Origin of the sequence: Stappia sp. MMSF_3263 (genome assembly GCF_030733745.1) — a bacterium.
Classification (GTDB): Bacteria; Pseudomonadota; Alphaproteobacteria; order Rhizobiales; family Stappiaceae; genus Stappia.
Genome location: NZ_JASHIK010000005.1, coordinates 148,390 through 168,591 on the forward strand (window position 1 = coordinate 148,390; position 20,202 = coordinate 168,591).

19 protein-coding genes and 1 pseudogene are annotated in these 20,202 nt (G+C 65.1%); 5 read left to right on the forward strand and 15 right to left on the reverse strand.

The window, feature by feature from the left end:
• Nucleotides 1-2 precede the first annotated feature (2 nt).
• On the reverse strand, nt 3-467 hold the full coding sequence (locus RBB46_RS07995) for a RidA family protein (RefSeq protein WP_306028385.1): 465 nt from the start codon (nt 465-467) through the stop codon (nt 3-5).
• 195 nt (nt 468-662) lie between these two features.
• Between RBB46_RS07995 and RBB46_RS08000 the strand changes: the two genes are divergently transcribed.
• Nucleotides 663-1,520 carry a cell envelope integrity EipB family protein gene (locus RBB46_RS08000; RefSeq protein ID WP_306028386.1) on the forward strand — a complete coding sequence of 286 codons (858 nt, stop codon included), beginning with the start codon at nt 663-665 and terminating at the stop codon, nt 1,518-1,520.
• 27 nt (nt 1,521-1,547) lie between these two features.
• A complete protein-coding gene (locus RBB46_RS08005) occupies nt 1,548-2,240 on the forward strand; it encodes a hypothetical protein (RefSeq protein ID WP_306028387.1) in 693 nt (230 codons plus the stop codon).
• A 16-nt stretch (nt 2,241-2,256) separates the two neighbouring features.
• Here the strand turns inward: RBB46_RS08005 and RBB46_RS23275 are convergent.
• The 4 genes and pseudogenes from RBB46_RS23275 to RBB46_RS08020 form a co-directional block, all read right to left on the reverse strand.
• Nucleotides 2,257-2,766 (reverse strand): annotated as a pseudogene (locus RBB46_RS23275) (ion channel); the annotation flags it as partial.
• A gap of 84 nt (nt 2,767-2,850) precedes the next feature.
• Entirely contained in the window at nt 2,851-4,188 is a 1,338-nt protein-coding gene (locus tag RBB46_RS08010; RefSeq protein ID WP_306028575.1) for a DNA polymerase IV, read from the reverse strand.
• A 44-nt stretch (nt 4,189-4,232) separates the two neighbouring features.
• Nucleotides 4,233-4,913: a hypothetical protein gene (locus RBB46_RS08015; RefSeq protein ID WP_306028388.1), complete on the reverse strand. Its 681-nt coding sequence runs from the start codon at nt 4,911-4,913 to the stop codon at nt 4,233-4,235.
• Entirely contained in the window at nt 4,910-5,212 is a 303-nt protein-coding gene (locus tag RBB46_RS08020) for a DUF3572 domain-containing protein (protein ID WP_306028390.1), read from the reverse strand. Before RBB46_RS08020 ends, RBB46_RS08015 begins: the two co-directional genes overlap by 4 nt.
• Before the next feature lie 154 nt (nt 5,213-5,366).
• Between RBB46_RS08020 and RBB46_RS08025 the strand changes: the two genes are divergently transcribed.
• Both RBB46_RS08025 and RBB46_RS08030 read left to right on the forward strand, forming a co-directional pair.
• Complete coding sequence (locus RBB46_RS08025; RefSeq protein ID WP_067216017.1) at nt 5,367-5,735, forward strand: response regulator; 369 nt, start codon at nt 5,367-5,369, stop codon at nt 5,733-5,735.
• Nucleotides 5,736-5,750: 15 nt separating this feature from the next.
• Entirely contained in the window at nt 5,751-7,172 is a 1,422-nt protein-coding gene (locus RBB46_RS08030) for a PleD family two-component system response regulator (RefSeq protein ID WP_306028392.1), read from the forward strand.
• A 63-nt stretch (nt 7,173-7,235) separates the two neighbouring features.
• Here RBB46_RS08030 and RBB46_RS08035 read toward each other — a convergent pair whose 3' ends face one another.
• From RBB46_RS08035 to topA, 6 genes are all read right to left on the reverse strand, one after another.
• On the reverse strand, nt 7,236-7,883 hold the full coding sequence (locus RBB46_RS08035; protein WP_306028394.1) for a DUF2799 domain-containing protein: 648 nt from the start codon (nt 7,881-7,883) through the stop codon (nt 7,236-7,238).
• Nucleotides 7,884-8,637: 754 nt separating this feature from the next.
• Nucleotides 8,638-8,805 (reverse strand): 50S ribosomal protein L33, encoded by a 168-nt coding sequence (gene rpmG / locus RBB46_RS08040; protein ID WP_306028395.1) that lies wholly within the window; start codon nt 8,803-8,805, stop codon nt 8,638-8,640.
• Nucleotides 8,806-8,963: 158 nt separating this feature from the next.
• The gene (locus tag RBB46_RS08045; protein ID WP_306028397.1) at nt 8,964-9,707 is read right to left on the reverse strand and encodes an NUDIX hydrolase; all 744 of its coding nucleotides are present in this window, start codon (nt 9,705-9,707) and stop codon (nt 8,964-8,966) included.
• Nucleotides 9,704-10,189 (reverse strand): DUF983 domain-containing protein, encoded by a 486-nt coding sequence (locus tag RBB46_RS08050; RefSeq protein WP_306028399.1) that lies wholly within the window; start codon nt 10,187-10,189, stop codon nt 9,704-9,706. Before RBB46_RS08050 ends, RBB46_RS08045 begins: the two co-directional genes overlap by 4 nt.
• Nucleotides 10,186-12,516 carry a ribonuclease R gene (gene rnr / locus RBB46_RS08055; RefSeq protein ID WP_306028400.1) on the reverse strand — a complete coding sequence of 777 codons (2,331 nt, stop codon included), beginning with the start codon at nt 12,514-12,516 and terminating at the stop codon, nt 10,186-10,188. The genes RBB46_RS08050 and rnr overlap by 4 nt, the downstream gene beginning before the upstream one ends.
• Nucleotides 12,513-15,200: a type I DNA topoisomerase gene (gene topA / locus RBB46_RS08060; RefSeq protein WP_306028401.1), complete on the reverse strand. Its 2,688-nt coding sequence runs from the start codon at nt 15,198-15,200 to the stop codon at nt 12,513-12,515. The genes rnr and topA overlap by 4 nt, the downstream gene beginning before the upstream one ends.
• A 444-nt stretch (nt 15,201-15,644) precedes the next feature.
• Between topA and RBB46_RS08065 the strand changes: the two genes are divergently transcribed.
• On the forward strand, nt 15,645-15,839 hold the full coding sequence (locus tag RBB46_RS08065; RefSeq protein WP_306028403.1) for a hypothetical protein: 195 nt from the start codon (nt 15,645-15,647) through the stop codon (nt 15,837-15,839).
• 258 nt (nt 15,840-16,097) lie between these two features.
• Here RBB46_RS08065 and dprA read toward each other — a convergent pair whose 3' ends face one another.
• The 4 genes from dprA to RBB46_RS08085 are packed head-to-tail and all read right to left on the reverse strand — an operon-like array spanning nt 16,098 to nt 20,168.
• Nucleotides 16,098-17,255, reverse strand: coding sequence for a DNA-processing protein DprA (dprA, locus tag RBB46_RS08070; RefSeq protein WP_306028405.1), 1,158 nt, complete (start codon nt 17,253-17,255; stop codon nt 16,098-16,100).
• On the reverse strand, nt 17,252-17,872 hold the full coding sequence (plsY, locus tag RBB46_RS08075; protein ID WP_306028406.1) for a glycerol-3-phosphate 1-O-acyltransferase PlsY: 621 nt from the start codon (nt 17,870-17,872) through the stop codon (nt 17,252-17,254). Before plsY ends, dprA begins: the two co-directional genes overlap by 4 nt.
• Before the next feature lie 32 nt (nt 17,873-17,904).
• Nucleotides 17,905-19,200: a dihydroorotase gene (locus tag RBB46_RS08080; protein WP_306028407.1), complete on the reverse strand. Its 1,296-nt coding sequence runs from the start codon at nt 19,198-19,200 to the stop codon at nt 17,905-17,907.
• An 11-nt stretch (nt 19,201-19,211) separates the two neighbouring features.
• Entirely contained in the window at nt 19,212-20,168 is a 957-nt protein-coding gene (locus tag RBB46_RS08085; RefSeq protein WP_306028408.1) for an aspartate carbamoyltransferase catalytic subunit, read from the reverse strand.
• Nucleotides 20,169-20,202: the final 34 nt, after the last annotated feature.

A 20,202-nucleotide genomic window follows, 5' to 3' on the forward strand; every position in this document is an offset into this window, starting at 1 on the left:
TTTCATTCGACTTCGAAGATCGCCTCGACCTCGACGGCGACCCCGAAGGGGAGGCCGGCCACGCCGACGGCGGAGCGGGCATGGCGGCCGGCATCGCCGAGCGCTTCCACGAGGAAGTCGGACGCGCCGTTCATCACTTTCGGCTGGTCGCCGAAGTCGGGCGCGGAATTGACGAAGCCGACGATCTTGACGAGACGGACAACCTTGTCGAGGTCGCCGAGGGCGGCCTTTGCCTGGGCCAGAAGGTTGATCGCGCAAAGGCGCGCTGCAGCCTGGCCGTCCTCGACGGAGACCCCGGCGCCAAGCTTGCCCTGGTATTCGATGCCATTTGCGCTCATCGGGATCTGCCCCGAGACGAAGAGCTGGTTGCCCGTGCGCACGAAGGGCACGTAATTGGCCGCCGGCGCGGCTGCCTGCGGAAGCGTTACGCCCAGTTCGGCAATGCGTGCCTCAATCTTACCCGACATCCATGTCCTCCTTTGCGACTTCGGTCGCGACATTGGCGCAATTCCCGTGCTGCTTCAAGCGGGCGCACCGGAGGGCAAGGCAGAAACGCGTGGACGATCCCGCGGGCCGCCGGCCCTGCCGTCCGCGAATGGGGCTGGTGGTGCGGCACAGGATGGGCAAGACTGTTTCGCGAGTGTTCGAAGGAGACGTGCTTGATGGTTCAGATTGGCAAGGGGCGGGCGCTGGCGATCGCCGCGGTGGCGGCAACGACTGTTGTCCTTGGGGCGGGCACCACGCCGGCTGGCGCAAGCAGCGCGCTGCAGCCGCACAGGGCGGTCTATGACCTGGCGCTTGCCGACACGTCCCAGGCTGCCGGTATTTCCGGCGTTCGCGGGCGGATGGTCTACGAGTTCACCGGCGGTCCCTGCGAGGGATACAGCGTGTCGTTCCGCTTTGTGACCCAGGTCGCCGACGAAGGCGGAAACATGCGGGTCACGGACCTGCAGACGAGTTCCTTCGAGGAACCCGCCGGCAAGGCATTCCAGTTCGTGTCCAAGACCTTCGTCAACCAGAAGCTCAGCGAGGAGACGCACGGGCGGGCCGAACACAAGAGCTCGGCCATCGAGCTCGACCTGAAAAAACCGGCCGAGGAAGAGGTGACGCTTCCCGGCAACGCCCTGTTTCCCACCGAGCATCTGACGCGACTGATCGAGAACGCCAGCAACGGCAAACCGATCTTCGTCGCCGACATCTTCGACGGATCGGAATCGGGGCAGAAGATCTACGAGACCACGGCGGTGATCGGGTTGAAGCGCGAGGGGCCGGGTGCAGCGGAAAAGGATGATCCCAAGGCGGTCGAGACGATTGGCGGGCATCGGCACTGGCCGGTGACGATCTCCTATTTCGACGGCTCGGGCGACCATACCGGCGAGCGCACGCCGATCTACCAGCTCAGCTTCCTGCTCTACGAGAACGGCATCAGCCGCAGGCTGCTTCTCGACTATGGCGACTTCGAGCTGCGCGGGAACCTGGTGGAACTGACGCGAATCGACGCGGCGCCCTGCAAGGACTGAGGTGCGCTCCGGCAGAAAGGGATTGCCGTGTATTCGACGCTTAAAAGTACGATAGGAGTTACCACGGCGCTTGGACTGACCCTTGTTGTCGCAGGTCCCTATTATACGGCACAAGCGAACGGATGCCCGATTGCCATCGATCTCAATGACGACGGACGTATCGGCATTACCGGTCTGAGTACATCCCGGTTGAAGCCCTACAATCTCTTTGTCCCGCTTTTCAACGTCCTGTTCGACCTTGACGGCGATGGCCAAAAGCAGTCGGTCGAATGGCTTGACGGCGGGGGCGACGGCTTTCTGCTGGACATGCGCAATTTCGACGGAACCGGCCAGCCCACCGGCAGCAATCTGTTCGGCACGGCTGGCGGCTACGAGAACGGCTTTGTCAAAATCGCGGAGCTGGATACGGATGGAGACGGTGTGCTGCGTGGCGGCGAACTGGATTTGGTCGCGATCTGGCAGGACAATGGCGATGCGGTCTTCCAGCCGGCCGAACTGAGGAAACTGGCGGATTACGGGATTGTCGAGATTCGGGTCATTCCGAAGGAGGTGCCCGGCCCGGACGATCTGCCGTTGCTGGTGAGTTCCGCCGCTTCCGCCTCAGGCGAAATCTATATGGAAGATATCTGGTTGCTGGATGCGTCAGTGGCCTGGTCGTTGGCGGATCTTGCCGAGAGGTGGTCGATACCGCTTGATCGGGATCGGGAGCCTGAAGCATAGAGCCGATGATGATGCCACTGGCGAAGGGCAGCATGAACGTGCCGATGAAGGCCTCAAGGCCCGCGAACAGGCGGATATGCTCGCACGGCTTGAAGTCGCCGTATCCCAGCGTGGTGAAGGTGACAATCGAAAAGTAAAGCGTGTCTGAGAAGCTTGTCTCGACTGCGTTTTCTTGAGCGGAAGTATCAATTATTCCAAAATAATAGTAAATAGATGCGAACAATAAAATTGTTTTCGTGAAATTTGACAAGACGAAAGCAAGTGACATCGTCGGCGTTATGCGCTGAGGGGATGTGCTTGAACGACGTGAAATCAGGTTTTTAGTGAAATCAAAGGTCGGAAGAACCAGTATTCCGGCGATGATGACATAGATCAAAACGAAAACCAGGTCCTGTGCCATCGCGTCAACATAGACATAGCGGCAAGCCGTCCGAGGGCCGGTTTCACGAACAATCAGGGCGCACAGCCCCGCCACCAAGGAGATTTCCAGGAAAATGGATATGTAGAAGCGAGCTTTGCTCTTCATGCCGGTATGCGCTCATGGTCGGTTGTCATGCGCCTCCATTGCTACCATTAGATGAGGGGTGAAGGGCTGTAAACGTCGCGTATATCAGCCGTCCCGCTGGCGGCGCGGGTCGCCGGATCGCGCGAGGCCGAGTTCCACCGCCTGCTTGCCGAATTTCGAGCGCAGGGCATCGACCGCCCGCTCCGCCCTGGCGCGCTGGCCGGCGGCCGGGTCGACGAGGTCGTCGGGATCGGCCTGTGCCGCTCCGGCGAGTTCGGAAACGCCGATGCCGATCAGGCGAAAGCGCCGTCCGTCCGCGACGGAGCGCAACAACTCGTCGCCGGTACGGAATATGCGGTCGGCAAGCTGGGTCGGATCGCCGAGGCTGCGCGAGCGCGTCACGGTCTTGAAGTCCCCGGTCCTGAGTTTCAGCGTGACGGTGCGGCCGGACAGTTCGGCGGCCTTCAGGCGCGCCGACACTTCCTCGCTGAGGCGGCGAAGGATGGCGCGCAACTTCTCCGGATCGGAAATGTCGGTGTTGAAGGTGGTTTCGCTGGAAACGCTCTTGGTCTCCCGGTCCGGCGAAACGCGACGGTCGTCCCGGCCCCAGGCAAGGCTTGCAAGGCGCAGGCCCATGGCGCCGTAGCGCCGGGCGAGGGTCGTTGCGTCCATCTCCTGAAGCTGGCCGATGGTTTTCAGCCCGTCGGCAGCGAGCTTTTCCTGGAAAACCCGCCCGACACCCCAGATCAGGCCGATCGGTTGCGTGGCCAGAAATTGCGAGGCCTCCTGCGCACCGATCACCGAGAAGCCGCGCGGCTTGTCGAGGTCCGAGGCTATCTTGGCGAGAAACTTGTTGGGAGCAAGTCCGATGGACACGGTGACGCCGATGTCGCGTTCGATCTCGCGGGCAAGGCGGGCAAGGATCTCTACCGGCGGTGCATGGTGCAGGCGCTCGGTACCGGTCATGTCGAGAAAAGCCTCGTCGATCGACAGCGGTTCCACCAGCGGGGTCAGCGCGCGCATGCGCTCGCGTATCTCGCGGCCGACCCGCACGTATTTCGCCATGTCCGGCTTGATGATCACCGCCTCGGGGCAGGCTTCGCGGGCCTTGAACATCGGCATGGCGGACCGCACGCCGTGGATGCGGGCGATATAGCAGCAGGTCGAGACCACGCCCCGCGTCCCGCCGCCGATGATCACCGGCTTGTCGAGAAGGTCGGGGTTGTCGCGCTTTTCGACGGAGGCGTAGAAGGCGTCGCAGTCGATATGGGCGATGACGAGATTGTCGAGTTCGGGATGGGCGAGCACGCGGGGGCTGCCACAGGCAGGACAGCGCGGGCGCGCGGCGCGCGCAGGGACCGGCGCGCGCGATCCGCAGTCGCGGCAGAGCACGGGCACCTGGGCCGTGCCGCTGCCTTCGCCCGCCGCTTTCGCGCCATGCATGCCCGTGCCGGTCATGCCCGCACCTTTCGCCCTGGCGCCTGCCCTCAGGCGCCGATCCGGTTGCGAATATAAGCTCCCGCATCGCGCCAGTCATGGGTCTTCAGCGCCACGCCGTCGATCTCTCCGGCTCCGGTGAAGAAGCGCCGGTCCGCAATGAAGTGGACAAGAGTGCTCATGGCATGGCTGTCGCGCACGGAGACAATGTTGGTGGCGCTGTCGTCGATAAAGATCACCGGTGCCCGGCGACCGGCGGCAAGGGCTGCGACCGCGCCACCCTTTGGGCCGGAATTGGTGAGCAGCGGGTACTCCATTCCGTGTCCGGCAAGGTTGGTGATGCGCGGTTCCCGGTTCCAGTCGCCGGGAAGATTGGTCAGAAAGACGATGTCGGCCTTGTCGGACAGGGACCGCAGCGCCTCGGCCGCACCCTCGACCGGCTCCTGTCGGGGTGCCCAGTCGTCGAAAAAGCCCTGGATCAGGGCCCGCACGGCCGCGCCGTCGAGCAGCTGGCCGGCGGTGTCGGCGATGTTGCCTGTGAGCTTGTACTCATGCGACAGGAACGCGAATCCCTGTTCGCCGAGATGCGCCTCGAAAGGCGCCAGGAAATGCAGCACGACCTCGTCGACATCGCAGATGACGAGCGGGCGTTCCGGATCCGTCGGGTGGCGCCTCGCGTGCTCGCGGATCTGGGCCAGCGTCTGGGGCCTGACCGGGGTCGGTTCGCTCATTCCAGGGGACCTTCCGCCCCGCCATCCAGGGCATAGCGGGCCGTGGCGATGGATGTCGGGCGCAGGCCGCGTGCCTCGCAGAAGGCAAGCAGCAGCGATTCGTGCGCCATGTAGAACTCCAGCACGCCGACGAGGAAGCCGGGCTCCCTGGCCGCGTCGCGCAACTCCGCCGGGCCGATGCCCGCGAGTGCCAGGAAACGGCCGAGATGTTCAAGGTCCGCAGCGAGATAGCCGAGGGCGTCGGTTGCGAGCGCCTCCGCTTCATCCGCGCCAAAACGGGTCGGGTGCCGCGCCGTCATTTGCGTTTGCCTTTCCGAAACGAATTACGTCTACGATATATGGTACCTATCGTGGGAAAGGGGCCGACGCCAGTCACGCTCTCGCCATGCCGGCGCATCTTAGCCCGGCACGTGAGCCGCAGGTGGCCCGGGCGCGGGGACGAAGGCGAGTATTATGGCTAAGACCGTGCTGATTGTTGAGGATAACGAACTCAACATGAAGCTGTTTCATGACCTCCTGGAAGCGCATGGCTACCAGACGCTCCAGACCCGCACGGGCATGGAGGCGCTGGAGCTTGCGCGCGAGCATCGCCCGCAGCTGATCCTGATGGATATCCAGTTGCCGGAAGTGTCGGGCCTCGAGGTCACGAAATGGATCAAGGAAGACGACGACCTCAAGACCATTCCCGTCATCGCCGTCACCGCTTTCGCGATGAAGGGCGATGAGGAACGAATCCGGCAGGGGGGCTGCGAGGCCTATATCTCCAAGCCGATCTCGGTCGCGAAGTTTCTCGAAACCGTTCGTTCCTATCTGGGCGACTGACAAACAGGCGGAGGCATGAGCGGGCGCATACTCGTTGTCGACGACGTCAAGGCGAATGTAAGACTTCTGGAAGCCCGGCTTGGCGCGGAGTATTTCGATGTCCGTTCCGCCGCCAATGGCGAGGAGGCGCTCGCGCTGATCGCGTCCTGGCCGTGCGACATCGTCCTGCTCGACGTGATGATGCCGGGCCTCGACGGTTTCGAGGTCTGCCGCCGCATCAAGTCCGACCCGCGCAGCGCTCATATCCCCGTCATCCTGATCACCGCGCTGGACCGGACCGACGACCGGATCCAGGGCCTGCGTGCGGGAGCCGACGAGTTCCTGACCAAGCCGGTCAACGACGTGGCGCTGGTGGCGCGGGTGAAGAACCTGGTGGCGCTGAAACGCGTCACCGACGAATTGCGGCTGAGGGCCCAGACAGGCTCGCGGCTCGGCCTGACGACGCCCTTCGATCCTTCGGGGGAGGAGGAGGCGCGGCTGCTGCTCGTCGATGACCGGCCGTCCTCCAGTTCACGGCTGGTGGAGGCGCTCGGACGGGACTGCATCGTCGACATAGAGGGCACGGCGCCGCAAGGGCTGATCGCGGCGGCGGAAAAGTCCTATGACACGATCCTGATCAATCTCGGCCTTGCCTCATACGACGCCCTGCGGCTCGTATCGCAGCTTCGCGCGCTGGAGCGCACGCGGCTGGTGCCGATCGTTCTTGTCGCCGATCCCGACGATACCGCCCGCACGACGCGGGCGCTGGAGCTGGGCGTCAACGACTATGTCCTGCGTCCGGTCGAGCGGACGGAGTTGCTGCTGCGGGTGCGGTCGCAGATCAGCCGCAAACGGGGCAATGACCGGCTGGCGGCGGATGTGGAGCAGACCATCGCGATGGCGATCACCGATCCGCTCACGGGCCTGCGCAATCGACGCTATCTGGAGACCCACCTTGTCAGCCTCGTGAGGCAGGCACGCGAGGCGGAGCTGCCGCTGTCGGTGCTGATCATCGATATCGACCACTTCAAGCGCATCAACGATCTTCACGGGCACGATGCCGGCGACCGGGTGATCCGCGAAGTGGCGCGGCGCTTGCGGGCGCACACACGCAGCCTCGACATGGCCTGCCGCTACGGCGGCGAGGAGTTCGTCATCCTGATGCCGGAAACCACGCTGGACACGGCGGAAGGCGTTGCCGAGCGCCTGCGCAAGCTGATCGAGGCGGAAGCCTTCGCGCTGCCCTCGCAGGACGAGATGCTGGTGACCGTCAGCATCGGCGTCGCCGGGTTCGCGGGCCGGGACGACAATGGCGAAGCGATGATCAAAAGGGCCGACCAGGCGCTTTACGAGGCCAAGGGCGCCGGGCGCAACAAGGTGGCGCGGGACCGCAAGGCCTCGGCCCCTCAGCCGCCGGCGACACATGCCGGGTCCGACAGGGCCGCACTGAGCGGATAGGCCGGCACCCGACTGCCGGATGGGCCTTCGCCGGAAGGCGAAGGGGTTCCGGCCTTCAGATCCTTATTGCGGCACGTATCCGGGGATCGTGCGGGCGGCCTCGCGGTCGACCCGTGCCAGCGTCAGTTCGTAGTCGCGCCGGCGGTCGTTCAGCTCGAAACGGGCGCTCTGCAGATCGAAGCGGGCATCCTGCATTTTCTGGCGCAGGTCGTTGCGCCGGTCGCGGCAATCGGCCCGCTCGTCGCCCTTGAGGCTGCGGCAGTCGAGCCTGTCGAGATCCGAACGAAGCTTGTCGATCTGCCGGTCACGGTCGGAAATGCGCCGTTCGAGCCGCTCGACACGGTCGCGTGCCACCCAGATGCGCGTGCCGAGCCTGTGCGCGTCTTCCACTTCACCAGCAAGATGGGGCGGGCAGATGGGAGAAACCGGCCGGTTCTGGCGGCCGAGACCGAACCCGTTCATCGGCGTGCAATACAGCAGGACGCCCGAGTTCCATCCGGCCAGATAGGCCTGCGGGTCCGGGGTGATGCCGTGGCGGCCGCAATCCTTGGCGACATCCTCGAAACGGGAAGAAGGATGTCCCTGCGCCGCATCGGCACGTCCCAGTTCCGACCAGTCGCCGGCGACGCATTGTTCCTTGGAAACCGTCTCGCAGCCGGCGAGAAGAAGCGCGCCAAGAACGACGGAGACAACATAAATCCAGGGCTTCATTGTCGAAATCCATGAAACTGAATGAGCGTGAAAAGGCCGGGTCGGCCGAGGGGGCACGCCCTGTTTAAAGGCAGTGCGGTGGGGAGTGCAATGGCAGCGGGGAGAAACCGGCACTGCGGCGGCAGGCCAGGGCGGGCCAAAAGGCCAGAGCGGCTGTTCCTGGGTGCGGCGCGTCGGCAGCACGCCGGCAAAGGCCCCGCCGCACGCGTGGTCGAGCACGGGTGTTGCCGAAGGCAGGGAGGATTCAGGCAAGGAAATCACGGTACTTGAGCAAGAATGTTGCGCGTTCGGACCGTTAACCGAATTCATTTACATAAAAGGAAAATAAATTCTTAACAAAATGCGTCGGTCTATTGATTCGAAAGGCGCTTTGGGTAGTCTGCCGATGAAAGAACGGTGATGTTTCGCTTCGGAATATCGTCGTGCGACCCGGAAGCGTGCTGCGTCAGCGGCCAATCCGGGCAGATTCCCACGGAAGGTTCAGGTCCGCCGCATCTCCTGACACCGTGGGTTTGATCGGCGTCCCGCGGGTTGGAGTGGCCTCCTCGTGTAAGCCCGGCAGGGACGCCGATCGCCTCTTTTCTTCCAGCAAATCCGATACTCTCAGGCCCGATATTCGGCGCCTTGTCATGCTGCCTGCCTGCCGCTCAAGAGGCGTGGGCACCGCGCCCGGTTTCCGGCCGCACAGGCGAGCAGAATCGAAAAAGGCTCCCGAAGGAGCCTCTGTCTCTGTCGTCAGCGGGAAGCCCGGATCTTACTTGATCTTGGCTTCGCGGAACTCGACATGCTTCTTTGCGACCGGGTCGTACTTCCGCTTGACCATCTTCTCGGTCATCGTGCGGGAATTCTTCTTCGTCACATAGAAGAAGCCGGTGTCGGCGGTCGACAGCAACTTGATCTTGATGGTGTTCGCCTTGGCCATCGTTCTTGTCCTTGCACTGGTGTCCGGCCGTACGTCGGAGGCTCCGTAAGATTCGGAGAAGACGCTCCACCGGGTATTCTTTGGAAACTGAGCGCGCACCATACGTTTCGCGCGCCCAAAGTCAAGCGGGATCGCCGGCCTGCCGCACGCATTCGGCGTCAGATTTCCTCGCGTACAAATCCCGAGCCGCGCCAGTAGTAGTAGGGCACCGGTGTTGCCGGGTCGAGATCCGGATCGATGGCCAGGCGCGCCTGCAATTCCTCGATGATTGTCAGTGTGATGGTCGGCAGCTCCAGTGCCTTTGCATCGTCCAGCGACAGCCAGTGGACGTCTTCCAGCTCGCCGGACGGGCCGGTGCCGGAGGGCAGACGGTCGGCGATGGCATCCGCGAACACGGCAAGGAACCTTGTGTCGAAGCGCCGCGGTCGGCGAGGCGGGGTGATGGCCCTGGCGATCAGGCGCACCGGCGTCAGGTCGGGCAGCAGGCGGCGCTCGGAAAACGCCGCCATGTCGTCCTTGCCCTGCCAGGCAAGATCGTTGGGGGTCCCGACCAGCACACCGGCTTCCTCGTAGGTCTCGCGCACGGCCGCCACCGTGAAGGCGCGCGCGCGCGCCTCGGTCTTGGGAGCCTTCATGGCATGGGTGAGCTTGCGCGCCACTTCCGGATGATAGCTGCCGGTCACCGGAATGCGGCTGTCGGCCGGATCGACCCGGCCGCCGGGAAACACGAACATGCCCGGCATGAAGCGGTGGCGCATGTGCCGGCGGCCCATCAGGACGCGCGGGCTGCCGCCGCCGCTGCGGTCGAGAACCAGCAGTGTCGCCGCATCCTTCGGCCGCAGGTTCGGGTTGTTCATGTGACGCTCGGCCTGGGAGAGGCGTTGCACGAGATTCTCGCTCATGCGGGTTTGCCGTCGCCGCCGAAATCGATGCCCGGCTCGTCGTCGCCGATCGCGTTGGGATCGAACCCGTGCATGTAGTTGGCCCATTGCAGGCCGATCAGCGCGCCCTTGATCGGCGGCAGGCAGAACAGCGTCATCGCGACGATGAGCGGCAGCCAGAGCACGAAATGGACCCACATGGGAGGCACCATCATCACCTCGACGGCCAGCGCGATCGGCAGCACGACGTGGCCGACGACGAAGATCGTGCAATAGGGCGGGGCGTCGTCGGCGCGGTGGTGGTGAAGTTCCTCGCCGCAGGATGCGCAGACCGGCTCGACCTTGAGGTACTTGCCGTATAGGCGGCCGGTGCCGCAGTTGGGGCACAGGCCCTTGGCGCCGAGCAGCATCGCGCGGGCGACGTCGCGCCGGGGCTTCGCGGCCACGGGAGCGGGGGTGGCGGGGCCGCCGATGCCGGCGGTACCAGCGTAGGTCACAGTCATTTGCGCCGTCCTTTCGGGGGGCTGCCGGACTTTCCGGCACGGCCGGCGCCACCGCCGCGAGCGTGCTTGCGGTTGCGCGAGATCGTGCGCTCGCGCGCACTCTTTCGCTTGTGATAGTGACCTTCGCTCAAAAGTTCAAACCGCAGGGCGCCCGCATAGGGGGCTGCTTCGACCAGTCGCACCTCGACGCGGTCGCCCAAAGCGAAGGTTTCCCCGGTGGTTCGGCCGCTCATCGAATGCGACGATTCGTCGTAATGGTAATAGTCGTCGCCGATGGTCGAGGCGGGCACGAAGCCGTCGGCGCCGGTGTCGTCGAGGCGTACGAACAGGCCGGACTTGACGACGCCGGAGATGCGGCCGGCGAACCGGGCGCCGACCTGGTCGGCGAGCCACAGCGCGATCAGCCGGTCGACAGTGTCGCGCTCGGCGAGCATGGCGCGGCGCTCGGCGGCCGACACGTCGGCGCCGATTGCCTCCAGCTTCGTCTCCATGCCGTCGGGAAGGCCGTCATCGCCGATCGCCAGGGCGCGGATCAGGCCGCGATGGACGATGAGGTCGGCATAGCGGCGGATCGGCGAGGTGAAATGCGCGTAGCGGCGCAGGTTGAGACCGAAATGGCCAATGTTCTGCGGCGAATATTCCGCCTGGGCCTGGCTGCGCAGAATCACTTGGTTGACCAGTTCCGCTTCAGGCGTGCCCGCGACCTTGTGCAGGATCGTGTTGAAGGCGGAAGGACGCAGCCCGCCGCTGGCGGCGAGCCGGACGCCCAGGGTCGACAGGAATTCCTTGAGCGCCTCGAGTTTCTCCGGGCTGGAGGCATCGTGCACCCGGTACAGCAGCGGCACGCCGGCCTTTTCCAGGGTCTCGGCCGCCGCGACATTGGCCTGGATCATGAACTCCTCGATCAGCTTGTGCGCATCGAGGCGTTCGGGCGTATAGACACCCTCGACGGTGCCGTCGGGCTTCAGCCGGATCTTGCGCTCGGGCAGGTCGAGATCGAGCGGTTCGCGGGCATCCCGCCCGCGTTTCAGACAGGCATAGGTCGCCCAGAGAGGCTTGAGAATGTCCTCCAGGACGGCCTGCGACACGTCCTGCGAGCTGCCATCGATGGCGCCCTGGGCCTGCTGATAGGAAAGCTTGACCGCCGAGCGCATCATCACCCGGTGGAAACTGTGGCGCAGCTTGTTGCCCTTGGCGTCGAAGACCATGCGCACGGCCAGGGCCGGCCGGTCCTCGCCTTCCTTGAGCGAACACAGGCCGTTCGACAGGGCTTCCGGCAGCATCGGGATGACGCGATCGGGAAAATAGACGGAATTGCCGCGCAGATGGGCTTCCCGGTCGAGCGGCTCGCCCGGACGCACGTAATAGGCGACATCGGCGATGGCGACGGTCGCGACATAGCCGTCCGGATTGGCCGGGTCGGTGTCCGGCTCGGCATGAACGGCGTCGTCATGGTCCTTGGCATCTGCCGGGTCGATCGTGATCAACGGCAGCTTGCGCCAGTCCTCGCGCCCCTTCAGCGTCGCCGGCCTGGCGCTCTCCGCCGCCTCGATCACGCGGTCGGGAAAGCTGTGCGGAATGCCATGCGTGTGCAGAGCGATCTCGGAGACCGCCATTTCCGAATGCATCGCGCCGATGCGCTTGTCGATCCTGCCGCGGGGCAGGCCGTAGCGGCCGGAACGGGCGATGGCGACCGAGACGAGGTCGCCGTCGACGGCGTCCTTCAGGTCGCTTGTGTCAATGTCCATCTCCTTCTGGCGTCGATCAATCGGCTCCAGGAAGGTTCGGTTTCCCGATTGCCGCAGGATGCCCAGCACGCTTGCCGCCTGCCGCTCGAGCAGCTTCACGATGCGTCCCGCACGGGTCGCTTCGGCGCCCGGATCGTCGGAGGACAGGCGGATCAGCAGGCGGTCGCCAAGACCGGGCGCGCGCGTTTCGGAGCGTTTGCGATCGGGGACCACGAGGATCTTCGGCGGTGCGCCGTGCTCCTCCGCGTCCCAGCTGGCCGGCTCGGCGACCAGTTCGCCGTCCGCGTCGCGGCCGCTCACGTGTACGACAAGCACGGGCGGCAGGTCGCCGGGGCGGGCCAGTTTCTTCTGGCGCTTTTCCAGCAGGCCGTCATCGGCCATCTCGCGCAGCAGGCGCTTCAGGTAGATGCGGGCACCGCCGGTGATACCGAAATGACGGGCGATCTCGCGTTTGCCGGCCATTGCCGGATTGGCGGCGACGAAGGCCATGATCTCGTCGCGGCTCGGGAGTTCGGCACTGCCCTTTGCCTTGGCGCCCTTTTTGGCTGCGGGCGGACGTTTGGGACCCTTTGCGCTCAAGAGCCGCCATCCGTGGTCGCGGCCGTCTTCTTCGATGCCGTCTTGGTTGTGCCTGCTTTCTTGGCCGCCGGCTTCTTCGCAGCAGCCTTCTTGGCCGCGGGCTTTTTCGCGGCCGCCTTTTTCGCCGGAGCCTTGCCGGATTTCGCGGCCTTGGCGTTGACGAGCTCGACCGCTTCCTCAACCGTGATGGTGAGCGGGTCCTTTCCCTTGGGCAGGGTGGCGTTGACCTTCGCCCATTTCACGTAAGGGCCGTAGCGTCCGTCCTGGACGGTCATCGCGCCGCCGTCGGGATGCTCGCCCAGTTCCTTCAGCGGGGCCGCGGTGGCGCGGCCGCGGGCGCCCTTGGCGCGCTTTTCGGCAAGCGCGTCGACCGCACGGTTGATGCCGACCGAGAACACCTCTTCGGCGCTTTCCAGATTGGCATAGGTGCCTTCGTGCAGGACGAAGGGACCGTAGCGGCCGATACCGGCGGAGATCATCTTGCCGTCTTCGGGATGCGGACCGACGTCACGCGGGAGCGACAGGAGCTGAAGGGCCTTGTCCAGGTCCATCTCGGACGCCTGCCATCCGCGCGGCAGGGACGAACGCTTGGGCTTGGCTTCCTCGCCGAGCTGCACATAGGGGCCGAACCGGCCCGAGCGCAGGGTGACGTCGAGACCGGTCTCCGGATCCTGGCCAAGCAGTTTCGGGCCGTCGGCGATCTCGGTGTCGCCATCGCCGTTCCCGGCGGACAGCTGCCGCGTGTACCCGCAATGGGGCGGGTTCTCGTTGGGAACCTTGCCCTCGAGTTTTTCCTTGTCGTAGTGGGAACAGCCCACGAAGGCGCCGAAACGGCTGACCTTCAACGACAGGCGGCCGGTGCCGCATGCCGGACACTTGCGCGGATCCTCGCCGGTGCCCGCGTCCGGGAAGACGTGGGCGGCGAGCATCTCGTTGAGCGCCTCCAGCACCTCCGATACGCGCAGATCCTTGATCTCGTGAACGGTGTTGGAGAATTCCTTCCAGAAATCGCGCAAGACGTCCTTCCACGACAATTCGCCGGCGGAGATGCGGTCGAGCTTTTCTTCAAGCGCGGCGGTGAAGTCGAATTCGACATAGCGGTCGAAAAAGCTCTCCAGGAAAGCCGTGACCAGGCGGCCCTTGTCCTCCGGGACGAGGCGCTTTCCGTCGAGATTGACGTATTCGCGGTCGCGCAGGGTCTGCAGCGTCGAGGCGTAGGTCGACGGGCGACCGATGCCGAGCTCTTCCATCTTCTTGACGAGCGTTGCCTCGGTGAAGCGGGCAGGGGGCTCGGTGAAGTGCTGGGCGGTCTCGACCGACTGGCGGCTGATGGCCTCGCCCGCCTCCATCGCCGGGAGCCGGCGGCTGTCCTCGTCTTCCTCGTCGTCGCGGCCCTCCTGGTAGAGGGACAGGAAACCGTCGAACCGGACCACCTGCCCGGTGGCGCGCAGGACCGCGGCGCCGGAGGGCGCCCTGGCGTCGATATCGGCCGTGGTCCGCTCCAGGACGGCGGATTCCATCTGCGAGGCGATGGTGCGCTTCCAGACGAGCTCGTAAAGGCGGGCCGCGTCCGGATCGAGATAGCGGGCGACGTCGCGCGGGCGCCGGGTCAGGTCGGTCGGCCGGATGGCCTCGTGCGCCTCCTGGGCGTTCTTTGCCTTGGAGGAATAATGGCGCGGTTTTTCCGGCACGTATTCGGGACCGTAGTCCTTGCCGATCACCTTTCGCGCGGAGGCGATGGCCTCGCCGGCGATCTGCACGCCGTCGGTTCGCATATAGGTAATGAGGCCGACGGTCTCGCCGCCGATATCCGCGCCCTCATAGAGCTTCTGCGCGACCTGCATCGTGCGGGCGGCGGCGAAGCCGTATTTGCGCGAAGCCTCCTGTTGCAGCGTGGAGGTGGTGAAGGGGGCGGCCGGATGGCGGCGTTGCGGCTTGGACTCGACACTGGCGACGGTCAGTGTCGCGTGGCGCAGGAGGGTGGCGATCTTTTCCGCCTGTTCCTCGTTGGCAATGTCGAGGCGCCCGAGCTTCTTGCCCTCGAAGGTCGCGATGCGTGCCTGGAAGGCGGCGCCGGCCAAGGTCTGCAGGTTGGCAAGCACCGACCAGTATTCCTGGCGCACGAAGCGCTCGATTTCCGCTTCCCGGTCACAGACGAGACGCAGCGCGACCGACTGGACGCGCCCGGCGGAGCGGGCGCCCGGCAGCTTGCGCCAGAGGACCGGCGACAGGGTGAAGCCGACGAGATAGTCGAGCGCGCGGCGGGCAAGATAGGCATCGACCAGCGGTTCGTCGATGTCGCGCGGGTTGGCCATCGCATCGAGCACGGACTTCTTGGTGATGGCATTGAAGACCACGCGCTGGACCGGCATGTCCTTCAGCGCCTTCTTCTGCCGGAGCACCTCGAGCACGTGCCAGGAAATGGCCTCTCCCTCGCGGTCGGGGTCAGTGGCGAGAATAAGGCGGTCGGCGCCTTTCACGGCGCGAACGATGTCGTTGAGGCGTTTCTGGGACTTGGCGTCCACATCCCATGTCATGGCGAAGTCGTCGTCCGGAAGGACGGACCCGTCCTTTGCGGGGAGGTCGCGGACATGGCCATAGGAGGCAAGGACCTGATAGTCCGAGCCAAGATACTTGTTGATTGTCTTGGCCTTGGCCGGCGATTCCACGATGACGATATTCATGAGACCCCAAAAGGAACACGGGCGCTCCACTCCGGCGGAGCGGCGGTACAATTTTGACCAGCATGCGCGACTGACGCGGGACGATCCCCCAATTGCATGGCCGCTGTCAAATGACCTTTCCCGCGGGACGGGTCAAGGGCTGCAGGACGCACAGGCGGCCGATTGTCCTGCGGATGGCGGACGCAGCGGGAACAATTCCGCTCCCGCAAGTCGCCGGACGAGGCCCGGCATCCTCTCGCGGATGAGCGGATCGGCGCGCGCGCCGCGCTTTTCGTCGGTCATGGAAAGGATCGCGAGGCGCCTTCACCCGTCCGATTGGCGACAACTGAAAATCGAAGGGCTACCTTGCAACCAGTCGTTTTTAACGTGTAGTATGATTGTAGAAAACTAAAGGTTGTATAACTTTCGCCAGCCGTCAAAATCGGCCAATTATCGGGTCACGAAATGCCGATCGAATCCCACAAGGACCGCTCCGAAGCCGCGCGCTACTGTGCCCAGATATGCCGGGAATTGAGGGATCTGGCGTCTCATAATGAATTGGATTTCTTGGCATATTTACTTGAGATGGCACGCGTCGAGGCTTTCGACCGACATGCCGACATCGAGCATGCGACCGCGGAAAAGGTCGCGCAAAGGTGAATTTTACCTGAGGTTGTGTTCCTAGCGGAAGTTGCACGGTGTCTGCGCGATCTCCGCGACACCCAAAAATTTGGTTGTATTTTATGCAACCGCAACCTCAACTCCGGGTAGGTGTTGGGGCTATTCGAGTTGTTTGTGTTCCCGGTGAAGACGTGACGGCGAGCGCTGTGCCCGGGAACGGCGATGCCGATCGGACTTGGCGAACCCGCTTGGAGATCTGTAACGATATGATTTTTCGTATGAAAGTCCGCCCGGCGGTCAGCGGCTGTCGATCAGGCTGATCTTCTGGCCGCGGTGGCGCTCAAGCCGACCGGCAAGCTCGAGTTCCAGCAGGATGACGTGGACGATGCGCGCCTCGACGCCGGTGTGGCGAATGACCTCGTCGACCTCCACCGGCGAACCGCCGAGTGCAGCAAGAACCCTGTCTCTTGCCGTGTTGTCGACGCTCGGCGGACGAGGCCGATGGTCGGGAGTGGCCGGTTCGGCGATATCCAGCGGTATGACCGGATCGCCGAGCGACCGGCGGGGGCCGAGGCTTTCCAGCACGTCCTGGCCGCTGGCGACCAGCGTTGCGCCGTCGCGAATGAGGCGGTTGCCGCCTTCGGAGCGCGGATCGAGCGGCGATCCGGGAACGACGAAGACCTCGCGGCTCTGCTCGGCGGCGAAGCGGGCCGTGTGCAGCGATCCGGAGGCGCGCGCCGCCTCGATCAGGACGGTTGCAAGCGACATGCCCGAAATCAGGCGGTTGCGGCGCGGAAAATCGCGGGCACGAGGCTTCCAGCCGAACGGCATCTCGCTGACGATGGCGCCGCCACGCTCGGCGATATCCCGGTAAAGGTCCCGGTTTTCCGGCGGATAGACGACATCGACGCCGCCGGCGAGGACGGCCAGGGTGCCACCGGCAAGGGCGGCGCGATGGGCGGCCGCATCGATCCCGCGGGCAAGGCCCGAGACGATCGTGTAACCGGCTGACGATAGATGACTGGCGATCTCGGTCGCGATCTTCTGCCCGGCGAGCGAGGCGTTGCGGGCGCCGACCATGGCGATGGCGTCGTCCTGCGCGAGGCGGTCGTCGGAGCCGAGCACGGCGATCAGCGGCGGCGCCCCGTCGACATGGCGCAGCAGCGGCGGGTACCCGTATTCACCCAATGCGCGGAAGCGCCCGCCGAGACGTGCCAGCGCCGCGGTCTCTTCTTCCGCGTCGGCTTGCGATGCGACGCGGATGGTTCTCTTGCCGCCCTTGCGGGAAAGCTCGGGCAGCGCGGCGAGCGCGGCTTCCGCCGAGCCGGTATGGTTGATCAGTTCGCGAAAGGTGATCGGGCCTACATTCTCGGAGCGGATGAGGCGCAGCCAGGCAAGCCGCTGGCGATCCGTCAGGACGCGGCCGCGCCCCGCTTCGGATCGCTCCGAGGTCATCCCTTGGATCCGATGCGGCCTTCGGTGCCCTTGAGAAGACGTCCGATATTCTCGTGATGCTTGGCCCAGAGGATCAGCGACAGGAGCCCCATCAGCTCGGCGAACTGCACCCGGTCGAAGACGAAGTAGAGCAGGAGCGGGGTGGCGAGGCTGGCGATCAGGGCCGAGAGCGAGGAATAGCGGGAGACGAGGGCGACGCCGATCCAGACGACGGCGAAGGCAAGGGCTGCCGGCCAGAACAGGCCGAGCAGGATGCCGAGATAGGTGGCGACGCCCTTGCCGCCGCGAAACTTCAGCCAGACCGGAAAGAGATGGCCGAGAAAGGCGCCGAGGCCGGCCATGACCATGATGTCCGGTCCCCCGAAGCGTCCGGCGACCAGCACGGCGAGTGTGCCCTTCAGCATGTCGCCGAGAAGCGTCAGCGCCGCGAGATGCTTCTTTCCGGTGCGCAGAACATTGGTCGTGCCGATATTGCCGGAGCCGATCTTGCGAATGTCTCCTTCGCCGGCAAGCCGGGTGATGACAAGGCCGAAGGGAATGGAGCCCAGCAGGTAGCCAAAAACGAGGGCTGCGAGGAAATAGGGCAGGGCCAGGCTCCAGCTGATCGGGTCGGGCACGCGCAGCCTCCGGTTGTGATCGTGGTGCAATCCTAGGACGAGACGATCCGTCCCGCAACGATGGTCTGGAGGACCTGCCCGGAAAACCGCGCGTCCTCGAAGGGCGTGTTCTTCGAGCGCGAGCGGATACGGGCCTTGTCGAGAACCCAGGGCCGGTCCGGGTCGAAGACGACGATATCCGCCGGAGCGCCTTTGGCAAGACATCCCCCCGGAAGGCCGAGGCGGTGGGCGGGATTGCAGGTCATGGCCGCCAGCAGGGTCGGGAGTGGCACGTCGCCGGCATGCACCAGGCGCAGCCCGGCCGCCAGCAGGGTTTCCAGGCCGATGGCGCCGTCGGCGGCTTCCGCGAAGGGGTGGCGCTTGGTCTCGACATCTTGCGGATCGTGATTGGAAACGATGACATCGATCGTGCCGGCGGCGAGCGCCGCGACCATGGCCAGGCGTTCTTCCTCGGCGCGCAGCGGCGGCGACATCTTGAAGAAGGTCCGGTAGGGGCCGATGTCGTTTTCGTTGAGCGCCAGGTGATTGATCGAGATGCCGCAGGTGACGTCGAGGCCATTTTCCTTCGCGCGACCGACGGCGGCGGCGCTGTCGGCGCAGGAGACGGTCTGTGCGTGATAGCGGCCACGGGTCAGCGCGGCGAGGCGCAGGTCCCGCTCGACCATGATGATCTCGGCCTCGCGCGGGCTGGAGGGAAGGCCCTTCCAGCTCGCCGATAGGCTCTCGTTGATGACGCCCGCGCCGGCAAGGTCCGGATCCTCCGTGTGGTGCATCACCAGCGCGTCGAAGTCGCGGGCATAGGTCAGCAGCCGCCGCATCATGCCGGAATGGGTGACCGAGCGATGGCCGTTGGAAAACCCGACGGCTCCGGCCTCGCGCAGCAGGCCGATCTCGCTCATCTCCTCGCCGCCCAGATGCTTGGTCAGCGCGGCGAGTGGGTGGACATTGACCACGGCCGTGTCGCGGGCACGCCGCAGGATGAAGTCGACCAGGGCCGGATCGTCGATGACGGGATCGGTCTGGGGCGAGGTGACAATCGTCGTGACGCCGCCGGCGGCTGCCGCCTGGCTGGCGCTTGCCAGCGTCTCGCGGTGTTCGCCACCGGGTTCGCCGACGGTGACGCCGATGTCGATCAGCCCGGGCGCAACGACCGCGCCGGCCACGTCGATCACCTGCGTGCCTTCCGGGGCGCCCTGGTTGAGCGCGGCGGTTCCGGCGGCCGCGATGCGGCCGTCGACCAGCAGCACGGAGCCCTGTTCGTCGATACCGCTGGCCGGGTCGATGACGCGGGCGTTGGCAAGAAGGATCGGGGTCGGGGTCGCCGCCATGGTCGTCCTCCTCAGTTGTTCGGCAGGTGGGCGGCGAGCGCCTCGAGAACCGCCATCCGCACGGCAACGCCCATCTCGACCTGCTCGCGGATCAGACTTTGCGGGCCGTCGGCGATCTCCGGATCGATCTCCACGCCCCGGTTCATCGGACCGGGATGCATGACGAGCGCATCCGGCTTGGCGCTGTCGAGCTTGTCCCGGTCGAGGCCGTAGTAGCGGAAATACTCGCGCACGGAGGGAATGAAGGAGCCGGCCATGCGTTCGCGCTGAAGCCGCAGCATCATGACGATGTCGGCGCCGGCAAGGCCCGCGCGCATGTCCTGGAACACCTCGACGCCCATCTGGGCGATGCCGTTGGGCAGCAGCGTGGAAGGGGCGACGACCCGCACCCTTGCGCCGAGCGCGTTGAGCAGGATGATGTTGGACCGGGCGACGCGCGAATGCAGGATGTCGCCGCAGATCGCCACCGTCAGCCGGGCGATGCCGCCCTTGTGGCGGCGGATGGTCAGCGCGTCGAGCAGCGCCTGGGTGGGGTGCTCGTGGGCGCCGTCGCCGGCATTGACGACCGAGCATCCGACCTTCTGCGCCAGAAGGTGCACCGCGCCCGCCGCGTGATGGCGTACGACGATGATGTCGGGATGCATCGCGTTCAGCGTCGCGGCCGTGTCGATCAGCGTCTCGCCCTTCTTCACCGAGGACGAGGAGACCGACATGTTCATGACGTCCGCGCCAAGCCGCTTGCCGGCGATCTCGAAGGACGACTGCGTCCGCGTCGAGGCCTCGAAGAAGAGGTTGATCTGGGTCCGGCCGCGAAGGACGGCTTTCTTCTTTTCCACCTGCCGGCTGATCTCGACGGCGGCTTCCGCCCTGTCGAGAAGGGCGGTGATCTCGTGGGGCTGCAGGCCCTCGATGCCAAGAAGATGACGGTGCGGATAAAGCTCCGCGAGAGGAGAGGTCGGTGTGCTCATTAAAGCCTACCCTATAGGCGCTGCGGGCCAGGGG

Coding starts and splice junctions, on each gene's coding strand:
- RBB46_RS08085 (WP_306028408.1), bottom strand. CDS start 20,168: ATGAGCACACCGACCTCTCCTCTCGCGGAGCTTTATCCGCACCGTCAT.
- RBB46_RS08020 (WP_306028390.1), bottom strand. CDS start 5,212: ATGACGGCGCGGCACCCGACCCGTTTTGGCGCGGATGAAGCGGAGGCG.
- RBB46_RS08050 (WP_306028399.1), bottom strand. CDS start 10,189: ATGACTGTGACCTACGCTGGTACCGCCGGCATCGGCGGCCCCGCCACC.
- RBB46_RS08065 (WP_306028403.1), top strand. CDS start 15,645: ATGCCGATCGAATCCCACAAGGACCGCTCCGAAGCCGCGCGCTACTGT.
- RBB46_RS08025 (WP_067216017.1), top strand. CDS start 5,367: ATGGCTAAGACCGTGCTGATTGTTGAGGATAACGAACTCAACATGAAG.
- topA (WP_306028401.1), bottom strand. CDS start 15,200: ATGAATATCGTCATCGTGGAATCGCCGGCCAAGGCCAAGACAATCAAC.
- RBB46_RS08015 (WP_306028388.1), bottom strand. CDS start 4,913: ATGAGCGAACCGACCCCGGTCAGGCCCCAGACGCTGGCCCAGATCCGC.
- RBB46_RS08010 (WP_306028575.1), bottom strand. CDS start 4,188: ATGCATGGCGCGAAAGCGGCGGGCGAAGGCAGCGGCACGGCCCAGGTG.
- RBB46_RS07995 (WP_306028385.1), bottom strand. CDS start 467: ATGTCGGGTAAGATTGAGGCACGCATTGCCGAACTGGGCGTAACGCTT.
- RBB46_RS08045 (WP_306028397.1), bottom strand. CDS start 9,707: ATGAGCGAGAATCTCGTGCAACGCCTCTCCCAGGCCGAGCGTCACATG.
- RBB46_RS08035 (WP_306028394.1), bottom strand. CDS start 7,883: ATGAAGCCCTGGATTTATGTTGTCTCCGTCGTTCTTGGCGCGCTTCTT.
- dprA (WP_306028405.1), bottom strand. CDS start 17,255: ATGACCTCGGAGCGATCCGAAGCGGGGCGCGGCCGCGTCCTGACGGAT.
- RBB46_RS08080 (WP_306028407.1), bottom strand. CDS start 19,200: ATGGCGGCGACCCCGACCCCGATCCTTCTTGCCAACGCCCGCGTCATC.
- RBB46_RS08000 (WP_306028386.1), top strand. CDS start 663: ATGGTTCAGATTGGCAAGGGGCGGGCGCTGGCGATCGCCGCGGTGGCG.
- RBB46_RS08030 (WP_306028392.1), top strand. CDS start 5,751: ATGAGCGGGCGCATACTCGTTGTCGACGACGTCAAGGCGAATGTAAGA.
- rpmG (WP_306028395.1), bottom strand. CDS start 8,805: ATGGCCAAGGCGAACACCATCAAGATCAAGTTGCTGTCGACCGCCGAC.